Origin of the sequence: Saccharibacillus alkalitolerans, from assembly GCF_011090185.1 — a bacterium.
Classification (GTDB): domain Bacteria; phylum Bacillota; class Bacilli; order Paenibacillales; family Paenibacillaceae; genus Saccharibacillus; species Saccharibacillus alkalitolerans.
In genome coordinates this window covers 834,346-851,498 of sequence record NZ_JAAFGS010000001.1, presented here as the reverse complement: position 1 = coordinate 851,498, position 17,153 = coordinate 834,346, and the positions used below count along the sequence as shown (strand labels likewise).

14 protein-coding genes are annotated in these 17,153 nt (G+C 61.4%); 4 read left to right on the top strand and 10 right to left on the bottom strand.

What is annotated here, in order from left to right; genetic code table 11:
- Positions 1-62: 62 nt before the first annotated feature.
- Positions 63-1,553 (bottom strand): MDR family MFS transporter, encoded by a 1,491-nt coding sequence (locus tag GYN08_RS03630; protein ID WP_166272566.1) that lies wholly within the window; start codon positions 1,551-1,553, stop codon positions 63-65.
- Between the two features lie 235 nt (positions 1,554-1,788).
- On the opposite strand from GYN08_RS03630, the gene GYN08_RS03625 reads away from it, so the two are divergent.
- Positions 1,789-2,232 carry a hypothetical protein gene (locus GYN08_RS03625; protein ID WP_166272564.1) on the top strand — a complete coding sequence of 148 codons (444 nt, stop codon included), beginning with the start codon at positions 1,789-1,791 and terminating at the stop codon, positions 2,230-2,232.
- Positions 2,233-2,301: 69 nt separating this feature from the next.
- Positions 2,302-2,715 (top strand): hypothetical protein, encoded by a 414-nt coding sequence (locus GYN08_RS03620; RefSeq protein WP_166272562.1) that lies wholly within the window; start codon positions 2,302-2,304, stop codon positions 2,713-2,715.
- Positions 2,716-2,841: 126 nt separating this feature from the next.
- Here GYN08_RS03620 and GYN08_RS03615 read toward each other — a convergent pair whose 3' ends face one another.
- Positions 2,842-6,447, bottom strand: coding sequence for a chitobiase/beta-hexosaminidase C-terminal domain-containing protein (locus GYN08_RS03615; protein ID WP_166272560.1), 3,606 nt, complete (start codon positions 6,445-6,447; stop codon positions 2,842-2,844).
- A 146-nt stretch (positions 6,448-6,593) separates the two neighbouring features.
- Positions 6,594-7,382, bottom strand: coding sequence for an SDR family oxidoreductase (locus tag GYN08_RS03610; protein WP_166272558.1), 789 nt, complete (start codon positions 7,380-7,382; stop codon positions 6,594-6,596).
- A 160-nt stretch (positions 7,383-7,542) separates the two neighbouring features.
- Between GYN08_RS03610 and GYN08_RS03605 the strand changes: the two genes are divergently transcribed.
- The gene (locus GYN08_RS03605; RefSeq protein ID WP_166272556.1) at positions 7,543-8,094 is read left to right on the top strand and encodes a helix-turn-helix domain-containing protein; all 552 of its coding nucleotides are present in this window, start codon (positions 7,543-7,545) and stop codon (positions 8,092-8,094) included.
- Between the two features lie 143 nt (positions 8,095-8,237).
- Here GYN08_RS03605 and GYN08_RS03600 read toward each other — a convergent pair whose 3' ends face one another.
- The 6 genes from GYN08_RS03600 to GYN08_RS03575 form a co-directional block, all read right to left on the bottom strand.
- Positions 8,238-8,933 (bottom strand): hypothetical protein, encoded by a 696-nt coding sequence (locus GYN08_RS03600; protein WP_166272554.1) that lies wholly within the window; start codon positions 8,931-8,933, stop codon positions 8,238-8,240.
- Between the two features lie 55 nt (positions 8,934-8,988).
- A complete protein-coding gene (locus GYN08_RS03595; protein ID WP_166272552.1) occupies positions 8,989-10,275 on the bottom strand; it encodes a DUF418 domain-containing protein in 1,287 nt (428 codons plus the stop codon).
- Between the two features lie 189 nt (positions 10,276-10,464).
- Positions 10,465-10,887, bottom strand: a complete 423-nt coding sequence (locus GYN08_RS03590; RefSeq protein ID WP_166272550.1) for a MaoC family dehydratase — start codon at positions 10,885-10,887, stop codon at positions 10,465-10,467.
- Between the two features lie 200 nt (positions 10,888-11,087).
- Complete coding sequence (locus GYN08_RS03585; protein WP_328802733.1) at positions 11,088-12,512, bottom strand: NAD-dependent succinate-semialdehyde dehydrogenase; 1,425 nt, start codon at positions 12,510-12,512, stop codon at positions 11,088-11,090.
- Positions 12,513-12,589: 77 nt separating this feature from the next.
- The gene (locus GYN08_RS03580) at positions 12,590-13,843 is read right to left on the bottom strand and encodes a saccharopine dehydrogenase NADP-binding domain-containing protein (protein ID WP_166272546.1); all 1,254 of its coding nucleotides are present in this window, start codon (positions 13,841-13,843) and stop codon (positions 12,590-12,592) included.
- Positions 13,840-14,331: a hypothetical protein gene (locus GYN08_RS03575; protein ID WP_166272544.1), complete on the bottom strand. Its 492-nt coding sequence runs from the start codon at positions 14,329-14,331 to the stop codon at positions 13,840-13,842. The genes GYN08_RS03580 and GYN08_RS03575 overlap by 4 nt, the downstream gene beginning before the upstream one ends.
- A 287-nt stretch (positions 14,332-14,618) precedes the next feature.
- Between GYN08_RS03575 and GYN08_RS03570 the strand changes: the two genes are divergently transcribed.
- Entirely contained in the window at positions 14,619-15,710 is a 1,092-nt protein-coding gene (locus GYN08_RS03570) for a helix-turn-helix transcriptional regulator (RefSeq protein WP_166272542.1), read from the top strand.
- A 234-nt stretch (positions 15,711-15,944) separates the two neighbouring features.
- Here GYN08_RS03570 and GYN08_RS03565 read toward each other — a convergent pair whose 3' ends face one another.
- Positions 15,945-17,123 (bottom strand): acetoin utilization protein AcuC, encoded by a 1,179-nt coding sequence (locus GYN08_RS03565; protein WP_166272540.1) that lies wholly within the window; start codon positions 17,121-17,123, stop codon positions 15,945-15,947.
- Positions 17,124-17,153 lie beyond the last annotated feature (30 nt).

Genomic DNA, 17,153 nt, shown 5'->3' with positions numbered 1-17,153 from the left:
ACAATGCGGTGCAGCCTTTTGATTTGATGCGAAGAAAGTAGCGCCCGTTCTTCTTCCGGCGTTTACGAACCCGCTTTATCCTTGCCCATGAACGCTACAGCTACCGCCGCAAGCGCGATCGGAATCAGCGCGTACAGGAACATGGACGTAATGGAATCGGACATCGCGTCGACGATTTTGTCCAGCACTTCCGTCGGAATCCGGGAGCGTACCTCGGACTGGAACACCTGCCGCAGATCTCCTCCTCCGAAAGCCGATGCTCCGCCTTCTTCTCCGGCAAACGCCTCCTTCAGACGGCTCGCCAACACGCTGCTTTGGATCGCGCCGAAGATCGTGATGCCGAGCGTCATGCCGAACGAACGCAGGAACGAGTTCGTCGAATTTGCCGTTCCGCGGTATCTCGGCTCCAAATTATGCATCGAGGCGGTCGGAAGCATCGAGAACGAGAAGCCGACGCCGAAGCCCGCCAGCACCATGTAGACGGTCAGCAGCACGCGGGACGTGTCCGGCGACATGAACGCGAGCAGCGCCATCCCCGCAAAAAACGAAATGACGGAGACGGTCATCAGGCGCCGGAACGGGATTTTCGTCTGGAAAATGCCGCCCAGCGCGCTGCCCGCGACCGAACCGAGCATCATCGGCGTCAAGATCAGTCCCGCGTTGGTCGCGGAACCGCCGTATACCGCCTGCACGAACAGCGGAATGTAGACGGTCAAAATAATGAAAGTGGCGCCGTACAGGAATGCCAGAACCTGCGACGAAGCGAACAAACGGCGTTTGAACAGCCAGAACGGGAGAATCGGGTCGGCCGCCCTGCGTTCGGCCCAGACGAATGCCGCAAAAAACAGCGCAAAGATCGCAAACAGCGCCAAGATGTTCGGCGAAGCCCAGCCGTAGCCGTCTTCGCCGCCCAGTTCCAGCGCGAACATCAACGCCACGATCGAAACGACGAGCGTGACGGCGCCCGTCCAGTCGATCTGCTGCTTCTGGTGAACCGCGGACTCCTTGTAGAAGACGACAATGAAGATCAGCGCCAAAACGCCGATCGGCACGTTGACGTAGAATACCCAATGCCAACCGACCGTGTCGGTAATGTAGGCGCCCAGCAGAGGACCCAGGACGCTGGAAAGACCGAATACCGCGCCCAGCATGCCTGTCATCTTGCCCCGCTTCTCGGGCGGGAACATGTCGAAAATAATCGTGAAGGCGATAGGCATCAGCGCTCCTCCCCCGATCCCCTGAACCGCGCGGAAAAGACTGAGCTGCGTCATCGTCTGCGCCAGTCCGCACAGCGCCGAGCCGAGCAGGAAGACGATCAAGCCGAAGACGAAGAAGCGTTTGCGTCCGTACATATCGGACAACTTGCCGAAGATCGGCATACCCGCCATCGTGGCGACCATATAAGCGGACGTGACCCAAACGAATTGGCTCAGCCCTCCGAGATCGGCAACGATCGTCCCCATGGCGGTGGCGACGATCGTGTTGTCCATCGCGGCCATCAAGATGCTGAGCAGCAGGCCTGCCACGACCCACTTCGTATTGATTGTTTTCATTTCGTCCCCGCCTTTTTCATATAAGGTTCTTAACCGCCATTCCCCTGCGGCAGCAGGGAAAGGCGGCTTATGCAAATCATTTAAAGGTTAGATGACCAATGGGTCAGTGTCAAGAAAAATATTATGTAAAAGTAAGCATAATTGCCGAATCCCGCATTTTGATCGTCATAAACGCCTATTTTCTTGTATAATAGTTCGGAAAGCCATTCGGCTACCCTATTGCAGGAGGTCTATCTTGAGTCAATTCGATTTGGAAACAGAAGGTCCGTTCGCCGTCAAAAATCCGCCCGATTTCTATCGCGAGCAGGACGGCTACGGACCGGACCGCTACGCCCCTTATCCGCAGGACGGAGGCCGCCGTTCGCGTCCTTATCGCTACGGCATGGCGCTGACGGGATTCATTCTCGGCTTATTCAGCGTATTGTCGACGGGCACGGTGCTGCTGCTTATCTTATTCGCCACGCAGCACGACTTTTTGGCGTTTTGGGTCGGTCTGTCGGTATTGTCGCTTCCGCTGATCGCGATTGCCGGCATTACGGGACTCGTGCTGTCGATCATCGCGGTCCGCAGCTCGCGGGGCGCCAAATTCGCTATCGCCGGCATCTGTCTGAACGCGCTGGGCATGCTCGCTTTCGGCTTTCTTTCCCTGGCCGTGCTGATCGGCATCATGGCGGCCTGATCGATTGCGGCCCGCTTTTTGCCGGGCCGTCCGTCGGCCCGCTTCATCTTGACTGGAGGTACATATCCTTTGAATCCGAACTCTTTGGAAAAACAAAACCGAACCCCCTATTCGGATAGGGGTTATCCGACCGGGTATCCCGGTTCCGCCGAACGCTACCGGGCTCCCCGGCCGTACCGATACGGAATGGCTCTGGCGGGATTCATTCTCGGCCTGGCCGGCATGCTGTCGATCGCGACGACTTTCATTCTGCTTTTGAACGCTTCGGACAGCGATCCGGCGGCGGTCGCGATAATAGGCATTTTGTCGGTCCCGCTCTCGCTCGTTTTTTCCGTCGTCGGTCTGATCCTGTCCATTATCGCCGTCCGCAGTTCAAGAGGCGCGGGCTACGCGATCGCGGGCATCTCGCTGACTTCCTTGTCGCTGCTGGGAGGCGCGCTGTTCATGCTTCTTCTTTTGATCGGCGCCCTCGCCAGCCTCTAGCAAGACGCGAGTCCAAAGCTTTCTCCTTCAAGGGGGAAGCTTTTTTCGCGTACGGACGTCAAAAAGGAGCCTCCCGGGAGGCTCCTTTCCTGCATGCCGGATTTTGCCGCGGGCTCTCCCGTTCGGCTATCGTTTTCCGTCCGTACGAACGATTCGGAGGTCATCGATGAAGGCGGTATTGTCGCCGCTTGTCGACGTCGCCGCGAAACGGATCGTGTGACTTCCGGCGGAAACCGTAAACGCTTCGCTTCGAAGCGGTTCGAACTTGCTCGAAGACGGCTTGAACGAGCCGATTTTCTTCTCGTCCAAGTAGACGTCAAACGTCTGGATGCCGCTGTATCCCGGCCGCTGCGAAGCCTCGAAAGCAATAGCATACGTGCCCGCCTCGAAATCGAGCGTCTGGGCGAATCGGCCGCTTCCGCTCGAATCCGTCTTCAAGTAAGCGGTCTGCGAACCTTCCGGCGCGTTCTCGGCGTAGAAAGGCTTGCCGCTGCGCTGAATGCCCGAATGGCTGTCGAATGTCCATCCGCCCGCTTCGAAGTTGTACCGCGCCCCGTTGACCGCAGGCTCTTCGAAACCGGCGTTGGCCAGAGCGGCACCGCCCGGCTGGCCTTCTTCGCGAATCAGCTTGATATCGTCGATAAAGGCCGTATTGTCTCCGTCCGTCGTCGAAGCCGCGAACCGGATCCGGTGGCTGCCCGAAGAAGCGGCGAAGACATCCGTTTCCAACGCTTCGAAAGTTCCGGAGGAAGGTTTGAACGAACCGATCTTCGCGTCGTCGAAGAAGACGTCGAACGTTTGAATGCCGCCGAATCGGGCTCGCTGCGCCGCCTGGAAGACCAGCTTGTAGCGTCCGGCCGGCAGATCGACCGTCCGGCTGAATTCGCCCCGCGTCCCGTTCGTCTGCAGATAGGCGGTCTGCGCGCCGTCCGGAGCCGGCTCCGCCGAAAAATCGCTGCCGTTGCGCTGAATGCCCGACGTCGCATTGAACGTCCATCCTCCGCCGGTGAAGTTCCAGCGTACCTTCGCCGTTACCGGATCTTCGAAGCTGCCGTTAGCCAGCACCGCCGTATCCGGTTCCCCGCCCGGCGCTTCGGGCAGCGGCTTGTCGCTCGGCGCGACGGATACCGTATCGATAAACGCCGTATTGTCCCCTTCTTTGTTCGTCGCCGCAAACCGGACGGTATGACGTCCGTCTGTCGCTTCGAAAGCCTCCGTTTCGTAACTGCGGAAGGTGCTGTCCGATACCCGGTACGATCCGATCTTCGTATCGTCGAACCAGACGTCGAAGGTCTGATCGCCGTATTCCGCCCGCTTGGCGGCTTGGAAGTTCAGGACATAGCGGCCCGCCGGGAAATTGATCGACTGGCTGAATTCGCCGGCGACTCCGTCGGTCGTCTTCAGGTAGCCGGTCTGTTTGCCCTCCGGCGCCGCCGGCGGCTTGAATCCGCTCGTATTCGCCTGGACGCCCGATTCCGGCTTGAACGACCAACCGTTGTTCATCGGTCCTCCTGCGGCATCGTTCGTCCCCGGCCGCTCGAAACCGGCATTCAATACCGTGACGACAGGCGTCTGCTTCGGAATGTTGAAGTTGATATACCCCCGCTTGTCGAAGCCGGGAGCCGGATCTCCTTCGAACGTCTCGTCGCTAAGCTTCGCTCCGCCCGTCAGCGTCTTGTACACGAAGCGGCCGTCCGCGCCGTAAGCGACGCTTGCCGTGCCGTCGAACTTGATCGTGTCGCCTTCGTAGCCGGCAAACTCGTAGCCTTCGGGTCCGAACGCAACGCTCTGCGTCCGGTAGAGCGACGAACTGACGGCGGAATTTTTCAATCCCGGCTTGACGGCGATCGCCTTCAGCGTCCGAGTCGAACCTTCCGGCAGAATAATCGGCCCGCCGTACAGCGAAGAAGAAGCCGTCGGGTCGCTGCCGTTCAGCGTGTAGCGAATTTCCGCGCCCGGCGTCGCGCTGGAGATGCGCACCGCTTCGGAGGACGGATAAATGCCGTGCTTCAAGCTGAACGATGGAGCCGCGGCGCGCCCGTTTTCGTTCATCGGCGTCACTTTGATCAGCGCGATTCCGTAAGCTTTCGGATTCGATGCGCTCTGCGCCTTGACCGCGACCCAGTCCTCCCGGGCGATTTTGGGCGCCGTATAAACGCCTTCGGCAGTGACGGATCCTTTGCCGGTGCCGAGCACGCTCCAGGCGACTCCGCCGCTTCCGTCGATGACCTTGGCATTTAATTGAATCGTTTCACCGCCTGCGACATAAGGATCGACCGGCGTGACCTGCACCTGGGTTTGCGGCTTTTCCGTCGTATAAACCGCGAACGAATAATCGGTCTCGCCGCCCGTGTCGCGGAACGAACGCCCCGCTTTGAACGTCCCCGATACGGGCGGCACGATCGCATTGCCCTCCAGGGCGATATCGTCGGTATATTCGTGCTTGTAGAACGTTTTGTTCACGTTCGTGCCGCCGAAATCAAACGTGATTTCTTTCGCTTCGCCGCCCTTGCTCTCGACCAGTACGGCGTAATCGCCGGACTCGGTCTTGAACGCCGCCGCCCGGATATCGGCCGCGCTCGTCTTCGTCCCGATTACCGTGCTGTGCTCGGGGACGTAACGGTTGAGCAGCGAAGCGGCGTAAAAGGCCCGGTTCGGCCGAAGCCCCATCACGTTGGAATCCCACATCGTGAATCCGCCGTTCACGTCCCCTTCCGGGTCGGCGGCCCATACGCCGGTCATTTGCCAGACGAGCGCCGAGCTTGCGCCGGAATTGGCGGCCTGGATCACGTTGTTGGCAAAGCCCGAATCCCAGCCGCTGACGTCGTCATATCTCCAGCCGAACTCCGTGAGATTGACCGGCTTGCCGGCCGCCGCGTCCTTTCTGAGCTTGATCGCGTCGTCCAAATTATCGTAACCCGCGCCGTAGACGTGGAAGCTGTATGCATCGAAATGTTCGCCCGCGTTCTGCTGCATGTAAGCCGTCCAGTCCGGCGCGTTCACTTCCTCCGGCCCCCAGATGTCGATGCGCTCGCGCAGTCCGTCCTTTTTCAGCTGCTCGCTGACTTTGGCGGCCATTTTCGCATAATACGCTTTTTGGTCCCCCGGCGCTTCGAAGTCCCAGTTTCCGTTGGGTTCGTTATAGAAGGTTAAGTACTTCACATTATCGTACCCGCGCTTGTTCAGCAGCTCGTTGAGCAGCGCGGAAGCGGAGCGGCCGTAAGCGTCGAGGTCGGCCGGAGCGCTCTTCGTCGCGTCCTGTCCTTCGATTCCGAACCAGCCGTGCGCTTTGCTGCCGATCTTCCAGCCGAAATTGAGTTCCACTTCCGTGCCGGCTTCCTTGAATGCGTCAAGATACGTATAGAAAGCTTTCATTTCGGCACTGTCCCACGTATATTTGCCTTTCTGGGGCTCCATCCAGTCGATCTGGAACCACACCCGCGCCACCTTGGGCTGCGTCGTCAGAATCCGTTTCCGGTCGACTTCCCAGTGCGCGTCCGAATACCCGTAACTTTGCGTTTTGGCCATCAGCGACTGAGGCATCAGATTGACGCCGACGCCGAGAAAATCCTGTTGAACCGTTCGGTTCGGATCGATGGTAATCGTCCTCGCCGCGGCCGCCGAAGCGGTACGGGGCTGGGCCGAAGCCGGAAGGACAAGGGATAAGCCGAGTACCGCCGCCAACGCCGCACGGCCGAGCCGGCCCGGCCGAAGCTTTCTTTTATTCTGCATATTCTCTCTCCTTTTCGCTCGATTCCATCCGCCATGATAACATATTTCCTCCTTTCGTTTTTATGGTATCCCATTGTAAGCGATATCAACTTGAAATATATTTCAATTCTCTTGAAAAAAATGGATTTTTTACGCAGCGTCTCCCTTCAAAGCGCCTTGATCGCTCCGCCGTCGACGAGAATTGCCTGTCCCGTCGCGTACGTGTTGGCGAACGATCCGTAAAAGACGACGGCCCGTCCGAATTCGTCGGGCTGTCCGAGGCGTCCGAGCGGAATCGAGCGCTCGTTCTCCGCTTGGATTTCTTGCAGGGGGCGGCCGCTTTTTTTCGCGTTCGCTTCGTCCAGCTCCCGAATCCGGCCGGTCGCGATCCGTCCCGGCGCCACCGTATTGACCAAGATGCCGTCCGGCGCCAATTCGGCCGCCAGCGTTTTCGTCAGGGCGTTGACGCCCGCGCGGAACACATTAGACAGAATCAAGCCGTCGATCGGCTGCTTGATCGAAGTCGACGTGAGAGTTACGATCCGACCGCCGCCCGATCTGCGCATATGCGGCAGCGCTTCTCGGATCATTCGGATCGTGCCGAGCAGATTCAGTTCGTACGCCGCCTGCCAATCGCGATCCGAAAAGTCGTCGAAGCGCCCTCCCGGAGGACCGCCCGCATTACAGACCAGCACGTCGAGTCCGCCGAGCGCTTCCGCCGCTTCTCCGATCGCCCGGCGCACGTCCTCCTCTTTGCCCGCGTCCATGACGACCGTGTTCACGGCCGTTCCCGTCGCTTCCCCGATCGCCCGCTTCGCCTCCGACAGATGCTCCGCGCTCCGGCTCGCAATCGTCACGTTCGCCCCTTCGCGGGCAAACTCGAGCGCGGCTGCGCGGCCGAGTCCTTTGCTCGCCGCGGCGACGAATACCGACTTTCCTTTCAATCCCGTATCCATGTTTCCGATGCCTCCCTTTTTTTCGTTCCTGCTCTAACTATACCCCCCGCGTTCTTTTTTGCTTCTGCCCGCGCGGCCTCCTCTCCCGGGCAGCGAAGCTGGCGAACCGGGACGAAACTTGTTAGGATAAGGAACGAACAAGCAGAAAGGAGCGATGAAGATGGATCTCGGTTCCAACATTCGTAAAATTCGCAAACGCAAAGGCATTACCATCGCTTCGATTTGCGCGGCGACCGGTCTGTCGCAGGGGTTTATGAGCCAGGTGGAAAACGACAAAACGTCCCCGTCCATCTCGACGCTCGAGCAGATCGCTTCGGCGCTCGACGTGCCGCTGGCCTACCTGCTGCTCAAAAAAGAAGAACGGATGCAGGTCGTTCGCAAAACCGAACGGCGCCAGACGTCGGGCGGTACCGAACAGGTTCGCGTTTCTCATATCGGCCGCACGCCGCATATGCGGATGACGATCGTGGAACTGGCTCCCGGAGCGGCCTCCGGCGACGTGCCGCACGCGCATGAAGGAGAAGAAGTCCACATGGTCGTCCGAGGATCGGTGACCGCCCAACAGGGCGAAGACGTGTACCGCCTGAGCGAAGGCGACGCGTTCAGCTGGAACGCCTGCGTCCCGCACCGCGTCTGGAACGAAGACGCCGAGCCGGCCGTCATTCTGATCGCGGTATACACGGACAGCCGGCGCGATCCGGAACCGATATGATGAAAGCCGGCTTCGAAGCCGACGTGAACGCCGAACGCCAAAAACGCCGCTTCTCCGCCGAATCGATTCGGCGGGAGCGGCGTTTTTGCCGTAACCGTTTGCCTCGGACGAGCACAAAAAGCGGTATGGACCGAAAGGGCCGGTCATCGGCGCCCGATAAGCAGCTTTGCTTGTTGAAAAACGACGTGATAGCCGAGTATGTACAGCTCCGCATACGCACGAAGCGGATCGCCGGCCGACTGCAGTCCCCGGTATCTCGGCCACTGCAAATAATAGGAGAGCCAGTAATCGCAGCCGATCGAATAATAAGCCTCGCTCAAAATGGCCGGCGCTTCTTCGTAATCGGTATGTTCGGCGATCAGGTCGCTCAGCGTTTCGTAAATCAGGCTTCCTTCGTCATCTTCCGCTTCGAAATCGCCCAGGATCGGCGCGACGGCGCCCGGCTTCAGCACTTCGACCTCCGCAATATCCGCCAGAACCCGGTCGGCTTCTTCCGCCAGCTCCGGCGCCATCGCGAATATCCGGCGCAGCCCTCCGATCAGCTCGCGGCCCAGCTCTTCCAACCGTTCTTTCGCCGCGTCCTGTCGGCCGCCGTTGAAGTAGCCGGGCACGGCTTCGCCTTCGAAATCGGCGGGATCCAGCATGTCATAAACCGGGCGGATGCGTTTCAGCAGTTCCTTGCCGTTTTCCAAAGGTTCGAACACTTTTTCCACGCCTGTCCCTCCCGGCATGAACGATTGGAAATAACCGAACAGATCGTCTTCCGTCACTCCGTTTTCCCCGTAGGGCTCTTCTTCGATCAAACCGAGCAAATATAGGCCGTATTCCTCCTGATTCATACAGGTTTCCTCCTTTTCGCGACAAGGCGTCCGCAGGAAAGCGGCAGCCCGGCGCTCAGGCCGACTGCCGGCTCTCCGCATCTTTCCCCGAAAGCGCACGTTTTTTGAACGGCGGCAGCTCCAGATTCGTTCCGGCTCTCCACAGCCATTCGAACGGACCGTAGCGGAAGCTGCGGAGCCAATAATGGCTGAACGTCATCTGCAGCGCGAAAAAGACGATGCCGATCGGCACGACGGCGGTCAGCGGCAGGCTGCCGATCACGCCGAACGAGGCGAAGATGCCTTCGCCCGAAGCCTTGAACAGCGTAACGAATACCAACGACTGCATCAAATAGTTAGTGAACGCCATTCGGCCCACGGCTCGGAACGGCTCCAGCAGACGCGATCCCGGGGAGCCTTCGACGCCGGCCAGTCCGACGACGAGCAGCACGGCGCCGATCGTTACCGCGAAGCAGGCGGCAGGGTGCAGCGTCGTGATCCATGCGTTCTCGGCCCCGCCGCTGTACGCATATTTTCCGCTCCAGCCTATCAGAAGCAGCGCCGCCCCCAGCGCCGCAGCCAGCCTCGGATGCTTGGGCAGACGGACGAACAGCCCGCTGCGATAAGCATACATACCGAACAGGAAAAAGGTCAAATGCTCGGTCGCCAGCACCAGTTCGCCGAAGCTTGTAGTCACGTAAGAATTCGAGAAGAAAACGTCGGGGTTCGGAAGCCGCGTGACGCCCTCGTACAGCCAGGTCGCCGGCGTCATCGCCTGTATCCGGGAAGCGAGCCACGAAGGCATGGCCGCCTGAATCTCGTAAGACGACACGAAAAACAGCAGAATCCCCGACAGCAGAAGCAGCGGCTTCGGCATCCACAGGAACAGCAGCAGCATGAAGCCGTCCAGCGCGTACATGAACAGGATGTCGCCGTCCCATACGGCGAAGACGTGCAGCGCGCCGAACAGCAGCAGCAAGACCATTCGCCGCAGCAGCATCGGGTAAGGCCGGCGCCCGCGGCGGACGGCGGCGTCGAAGATCAGCATCATGCTGATCCCGAACATGAACGAAAAGAGCGGACGGGCGCTGTTGCCGAACACGATGTCGATCGCTTTTTGCAGAAAATTGCCGGCCGCGTCCGCTTCGTCCAGCGACGCTCCGGTCAGATGCATGAGATTGCACAGGAAAATGGCGAACAGCGCCACGCCGCGCAGCTGGTCGAGCACGTCGATCCGTCCGGCGGGCGTGCCTGCGCCGGCTTTCAAACGCGGAGTTTTGCGAGAAGATTCCGCGCGAGCGGAAGCTTCGCTGCCGGAGCCTTCTTTGCCGGAAGATTCTTCAGCGGCGGTATCGTAAGTCATGCGAGGATCAAACCTTTCTCTGCCGCCGTCGCTCGGCCGTTTTCCGATCCGGCAATCGGCGGGGATATGTAGAATCACTTTATCCATTGTAGAGAAACCCGGCGGATCGCTCCGCCTTCCCAAGAAACAATCGAATGACAAGTTTGTCACCGCTGCGGCGCACGTAAGCGTGCAAGCATTGCTTTTCTGTTACTTGCCGACCAGGGCGGACAGCTCTCCGCTGAATACCTTTTGCCCTTTATGATTGAAAGTGTTCAGCAGAACGGTCACGATGCCGCTTCTTTTCCGCTCGTCGAGGCCCACGACTTCCGCTTCCACTCTCAGCTCGTCGTTCGGATAGACCGGCTTGATGAAACGAATATCGTTCATGGCCGTGCCCGCGACTACCTCTTCGCCGTAAACGCCCGTCTCCACCCACAGTTTGAACGACAGCGCCATCGTTTGAATGCCCGACGCGATAATGCCGCCGAAGCGTCCGGCCGCCGCTTTCTCCGCGTCCAGATGCATGTACTGCGGATCGTAGACCGAAGCGAATTCCGTAATGCTTTCCAGAGTCACCGCGGCAGACTTCGTACGGAAAACCTGTCCGAGCGCAAATTCGTTGAATTTCATGAAGCACCTCCGTTAATGATTCAGTACCGGACCGGGACCGAATATGCACGGCCGTCCGGCCTTCCCCGCAAAAAAGCGGTCTTCCCGTTCGCCGGGAAGCCGCTTTTCCTTTCTGTTCTGCCATGATCCTGCGCTCGACGTGCCCTTCCGGCATACGCCGCGGGGAAAGCTGATGCAAGCCCGCTCCCCTACCGGCCCGATTACAGGCCCAGCGAAATATATTTGACCTCCAGGTACTCTTCGATGCCGTAACGGCCGCCTTCCCGGCCGACGCCGCTTTCTTTGAAACCGCCGAACGGCGCCTGCGCGGTGGACGGCAGCGGGTCGTTCAGGCCGACGATGCCGAATTCCAACTGTTCGGCGATCTTCACCGCTTCGCCGATCTTTTCGGTGAACACGTAAGCGGCCAACCCGTACGGACTGCGATTGGCGCGTTCGATGACTTCGTCGATCGTGCGGAACGTCGATATCGGCGCCAGCGGACCGAACGTTTCTTCGTTCATGCACAGCATGTCGTCGGTGGCATCCGCGATCAGCGTCGGCCGGACGAAATGTCCGCTGCCCGCTTCGCGGTCGCGTTCCCCGCCGGTCAGCACCCGCGCCCCTTTGGTCCGGGCATCGTCGATCTGGGCCAGCACCTTGTCCACGGCCGCTTCGTTGATCAGCGGGCCGATGTCGGTGCCTTCGTCCAGGCCGCTGCCGACCTTGAGCGAAGCCGCCTTGGCTGCGGCAAGCTCCGCGAACCGGCCGGCGACGCTCTCGTGCACGTAGACCCGGTTCGTGCAGACGCAGGTCTGGCCGCCGTTGCGAAACTTGGACGCGATCATGCCGTCCGCGGCGCGTTCCAAATCGGCATGTTCCGTCACGATGAACGGCGCGTGGCCGCCCAGCTCCAGAGACAATTTTTTCATTGTGTCCGCCGCGCCTTTCATCAGCTCTTTGCCTACCCGGGTGGATCCGGTAAAAGACAGCTTGCGCACCCTCGCGTCGCGCTGCCAGACGCCCCCGATCTCGCCCGGCTTCCCGGTCACCACGTTGATGACGCCGGCCGGGAAGCCCGCTTCCTGCGCCAATTCGGCCAGACGAAGCGCCGTGAACGGCGTCTCTTCGGACGGCTTGATCACGACGGTGCAGCCCGCGGCCAGCGCGGGCGCGGCTTTGCGCGTGATCATCGACGCCGGGAAATTCCACGGCGTGATCATCGCGGCCACGCCGACCGGCTGCTTGATGACGAACAGACGCTTGTTCGCCGACGAAGCCGGAATCGTCTCGCCGTAGACCCGCTTGCCTTCCTCGGCATACCACTGCACGAAGCTGTTGGCGTAATCGATCTCGCCCGCCGCTTCGCGCAAAGGCTTGCCTTGCTCCAGCGTCATGATGCGCGCCAGCTCTTCCCGATGCTCCGCGATCAGCGCGTTCCAGTTGAGCAGCAGCTCGCCGCGCCGCTGCGCGGTCAGCGCCGCCCATGCGGGAAAAGCGGCGTAAGCCGCGTCCGCCGCGGCCCGTGCATCGGCTTCCGTCGCGTGCGCCGCGTAACCGACCGTTTCTCCGTTCGCCGGATTTCTGACTTCGATTTGTTCGGCGGTCGTGATCCATTGTCCGCCGATAAGCAGTTTGCCCTGCATGCATATCCGCCACCTTTCTGTCTCCATGGGTATTATTATACACCCACGCGAGAAGCGGGCAATCGATCGACCGAGCTTCAGACGCCGCCGCGGGAAACCGGCGGGGCGGCCGCCGCGCCGCCGAAGGGTTCGGCGCGCTGTCCGAATTCCAGCTCGGACGAGGTTTCCGTCCGGACCGCGGACCAGAGAGAGTCCGCGTCCAGCAGTTCTTCCAGATGCAGGACGCCGCGCAGGTGCGGACGCGAGAGCAGCGCTTCGGCCGCATGGGCGGCGACTCGGGCGGTCATATCCGATTGACGGACGCCGCGGACCGTACAGTGCGCCTGAGCCGGACGGCCGCACTGCAGGCCGTAGGCGGTCGCGCGGACGGCGAAGCGCTCGCTGCCGACGTGCAGCCTGCCGGCCAGGTCCGCGGCAGCGCTGCGCAGCGGCTTGCAGCGCAGCAGCGCGAACACGCCGAGACGGCGCAGCACGGAGGCGGCGCGGGCGGCGCCGTTCACGTCGAAGCCCAGCCGTGTCGACACGTCCGCCGCGCCGAGGGTGCCGGGCAGGGTGAGCTGGTCGGAGAAGGGAAAGCGATAGACGCGCTTGCGGCCCGTTTCGCCGCCGAAATCGACGGTCCGTCCATCGGTCATGGAACGGACGCCGCGCAGGGTTCCTTCGACCGGCGCTTCGAAGCTGGCGCCCATCCGGTCGATCGTCCATTCGATCGCCGCGCGGCCGTGACGCTCGCCGAGACCCAGCATCAGCGAGATTTCGATTCGCTCCGTCCGTTCCAGCGCCTTGGAGGCCTTGGCGGCGAGCAGATTGGTCAGACCCGGCGCCAGGCCGACGCTCAACAGCGCGGCCGAACGCGGCTCGCGCACGTTCAGGCGGCCGGCCTCCAGCAGAAAATCGGCTTTGGCCGTAATATCGAGATACTGCGTGCCTTCTTCCAGGCATCGGCGAACCAGAGCGGGGTGATCCTGATCGAGGCACATCACGATCAGCCTAACGGCGGACAGATCGTATTCGACCGCCTGCGGACCGATCTCCCAGCGCAGCGGCTTTACCGCGCCGCCCGTTTCTTCGGCGAACCGCGCGGCCGCGTCGAAGCTGCGCCCCGCCGCGTAGACGCGGCCGGGAAAACGCTCCGCCAGCAGCCTGCTGACTGTCCGTCCGACGCTGCCGTAACCGCCGATCACCACGATATCGGTCTTGAACGGCACCGCTTCTTGCCGCCGATGTTCGTGCGCCGCCGCGGAAAGGCCGATGCCTGCGGCGCTTTTCGAACCGCCCGGACCGCCGCCTTCTTTTTCGCCTTTTTCCCGCATCGTTTGCCGTTTGTTCATCTTGCTTCCTCCCCGTTTCTGCAAGTCAGCCATCCGTCGATCAGGAAAGACCCGAAATAGCGCACCGCCGGGCCGAAGCCGCATTCTTCGAGCAGCCGCTCGACGACCGGAACCGGAATCGGATCGGACTTCGGTCCGAGCGAAGCCGCGAAGCGCAGCCATTCTTCTTCCGGCACGCCTCCGTCCAGCATATGCGTACGCCAAGCTTCCATGACCGCCGGGTAAACGGGACAATCGAAGTCCGCGTTCAGCGAAGCCAGCAGCAGCGGCGCGCCCGGCTTCAGCCGGTCGGCGATCTCGCGCAGCAGCCGTACTCCCATTCCGTACAGATCGGCATGGCCGGGAATTTTGGCCGAGATCGCGGCCGAATAACGCGCCGCGTCAGGATGTTCCCAGCTCATGGCTTGGTCGGGGGCCGGGGCCGCCGACAACGCTCGGGAACGCGCGGGGTTGCGGATACGGAAGCTTTCCGTCTTTTCGTTTTTCATAAGCAGGCACTCCTTCGCATTTATGATCGACGCCGCTTCGCCGGCGCGCGGCCCGGCAGCCGACAGATCCGAAGGCTGCGAGGCGGCGCGCCGCCGCTTTCCTCCCCGGCATTGAAAAAGCAGGACAGGATAACGGATAATGAAGTCGGCAGGCTGGAACAGGTACGTTGACCGTTTTAAATCTGCGAGACGTTCATATCGAAGCGGTCAACGTACCGGCTTTCATTATTTCGAAAAAACGGCGGAATGCCCATCCCAGAAATCCGGGAACTGCAAGGAGGAAGGTTATGGATCATACGATAAGCCGCCTGTCCGGCAAGCTGCATCGGGTAGCGGACAATTTTCCGTCCCCGCGCGCTTACCGCAGCGCCTGCCTGTCCCTGCTTGCCGGCGCGGTGCCGTTCGACGGCGCCTGCTTCACCGGCGTGGACGGCGACACCGGACTCAGTACCGGTTCGGTAACCGACTCGGCCGTCGAAGCGATTCATCCCCGCCTGTTCGATTACGAATACCGCGGCGACGATTATAACCGCTACAACGAGCTCGCGTCCGCGAAGATTCCGGCCGCGGGACTGACCCTCGCTTCCGGCGGGCAGCCGGAGCGGAGCAGCCGCTTCCGCGACATCTTGGCACCGGCAGGCTTCGGCGACGAGCTGCGCGCCGTGCTGACGGCGCGCGGCCGGCGCTGCGGCCATCTGTCCCTGCTGCGCCGGCAGGACCGTCCTCCGTTCACGGAGGACGAGGTGCGCCTCGTGGCGGCGCTGCTGCCGCAGATGGCCGCCTATCTGCGGCAGGCGGGGTTCTCCGACGAAGAAGGGTCGGAGAACCCCGCCGGGCAGCCGCTTCCGCTGCCGCGCGAATCCGGCGTATTCGTGCTGTCGGACCGCCTGCGGCTGCTGGCCGCGAACGGCTCGGCCGACAGCTGGCTCGCCGTGCTGCGCGGCGCCGAGCGCATCGAACCGGACGTTATGCCGCGTCCGGTCCGCGCGGTCTGCGCCCGCGCCCTGTCGCCGTCTCCGCAGGACGGCTCCCCCGCCGACCAGGCCGCATGGGTCTGCGTCCCCGTGCCCGGCGGCGGCTACGTCTCCATCCGCGCCAGCCGGATGGAGACCCCGTCCGTCGAAACCCAGCTCGCCGTCACCGTCGAGCGCGCCCGCCCGGCGGAAATCCTGCCGATACTGTCCGAGAGCTTCGGTCTGACCGAACGGGAACGCGAAGTCGTGGAGCGGATCGTTCAGGGACTTTCGGGCAAGGAAGCCGCGCTGTCGCTTCACATGTCCGAATATACGCTGCAGGACCATCTGAAGTCCGTTTTCCGCAAGACCGGCACCAAAAGCCGGCGCGAGCTGGTTTGGCGGCTGTATTCGAGGTTCAGCTGAAAGGGCGGGCCTTTATACGCTTGCGCCGCTTTTCGTGCCGGCGGCCGACCGAGCGTCAGAAGACAGGCTCGCAAATTCGCCGAAACGAAACGGCTCCTTCCCGCCAGTCCCGCTCCTGCCCGATCGACGCGCAAAAAGCCCCCGCTTCACATTCGTGAAACGGGGGCTGCTTTTTATCCGCCGTCTGCCTTTTAGGCAGCCGCTTTTATCGCAAAGACTTTTAACGCAAACTTTTTAACGCAAATACATGGCCGCCAGCTCCGCCGCGCGGCGGTTCTTCTCCTCGATCTCCGCCCGTCTCGGCATCGGCGCCCACTGCGACGTGTCGTCGAGCCACGTCTCTGGCAGCGGTTCGGGACTTTCCGGTCCCCACCGTTCCAGCCACTCGCGCGGCAGCCGCAGCGCCGGGTCGGCGTCGATCTTCCCGAGCAGCGGATGCCCGCTCATCTCCATCCACAGCAGCGCCCATGCTCTCGGCACGACACGCCAAATGTCGTAGCCTCCTCCTCCGAGCGCCACCCAGCGTCCGCCGCAGTAAGCGTGCGCCGCTTCGTGCAGCATTTTCGGCATCTCGCGGTAGATCTTCATCGAGCAGTGGACGTGCGCCATCGGATCGAGAGCATGGGCGTCGCAGCCGTGCTGGCTGACGATGATGTCCGGCTTCGCCTTGCGCAGCACGTCGTCCAGCACGCTGCCGAAACATTCCAGCCACGAATCGTCTTCCGTGTACGGCTCCATCGGCAGATTGACCGTGCAGCCGAACCCTTCGCCTTCTCCCCGCTGCTCCACCAGACCCGTGCCGGGAAACAGGTATTTGCCCGTCTCGTGAATGGAATAGGTGTAGACGCCGGGATCGCTGTAAAACGACATTTCCACCCCGTCCCCGTGATGCACGTCGGTATCCACGTACAGCACCCGCGCACCGTACTGTTTGCGGATAAAAGAAATGGCGATCGACGCGTCGTTATACACGCAAAATCCGGAACCGCGCTGCGGCATCGCATGGTGCAGCCCGCCGGCGAGATTGACCGCGTGCCGCGCGTCGCCGTCCATGACCAGCTTCGCCGCCGCCACCGAAGCCGCCGCGACAATCTCGGCGCTTCGGTGCATTCCCGGAAAAAACGGCGTGTCTTCGGAATCGAGACCGTATTTTTGCGCTTCGGTAATCAAACGACCGTCCGGCTCCGCTTCGCTGAGCGCCTTGACCCGCTCGACGTATTCGGGCACATGCACCGCATGCAGCAGTTCCTCATCGAGCCGGTCGACCGGCAGTATTTCCGCTTCCGAAGGAAAAGCTCCCGCCGTCCGCAGCAGATCGCGCGTCAGCGTAATTCGGCGCTGATCGAACGGATGATCCTGGCCGAAGCGGTAATTCAAAAAATTCGGATGAAACAAATATACGGCATCCTGCATGCTGCGGCCTCCATCCTTCGGTTTTCGATG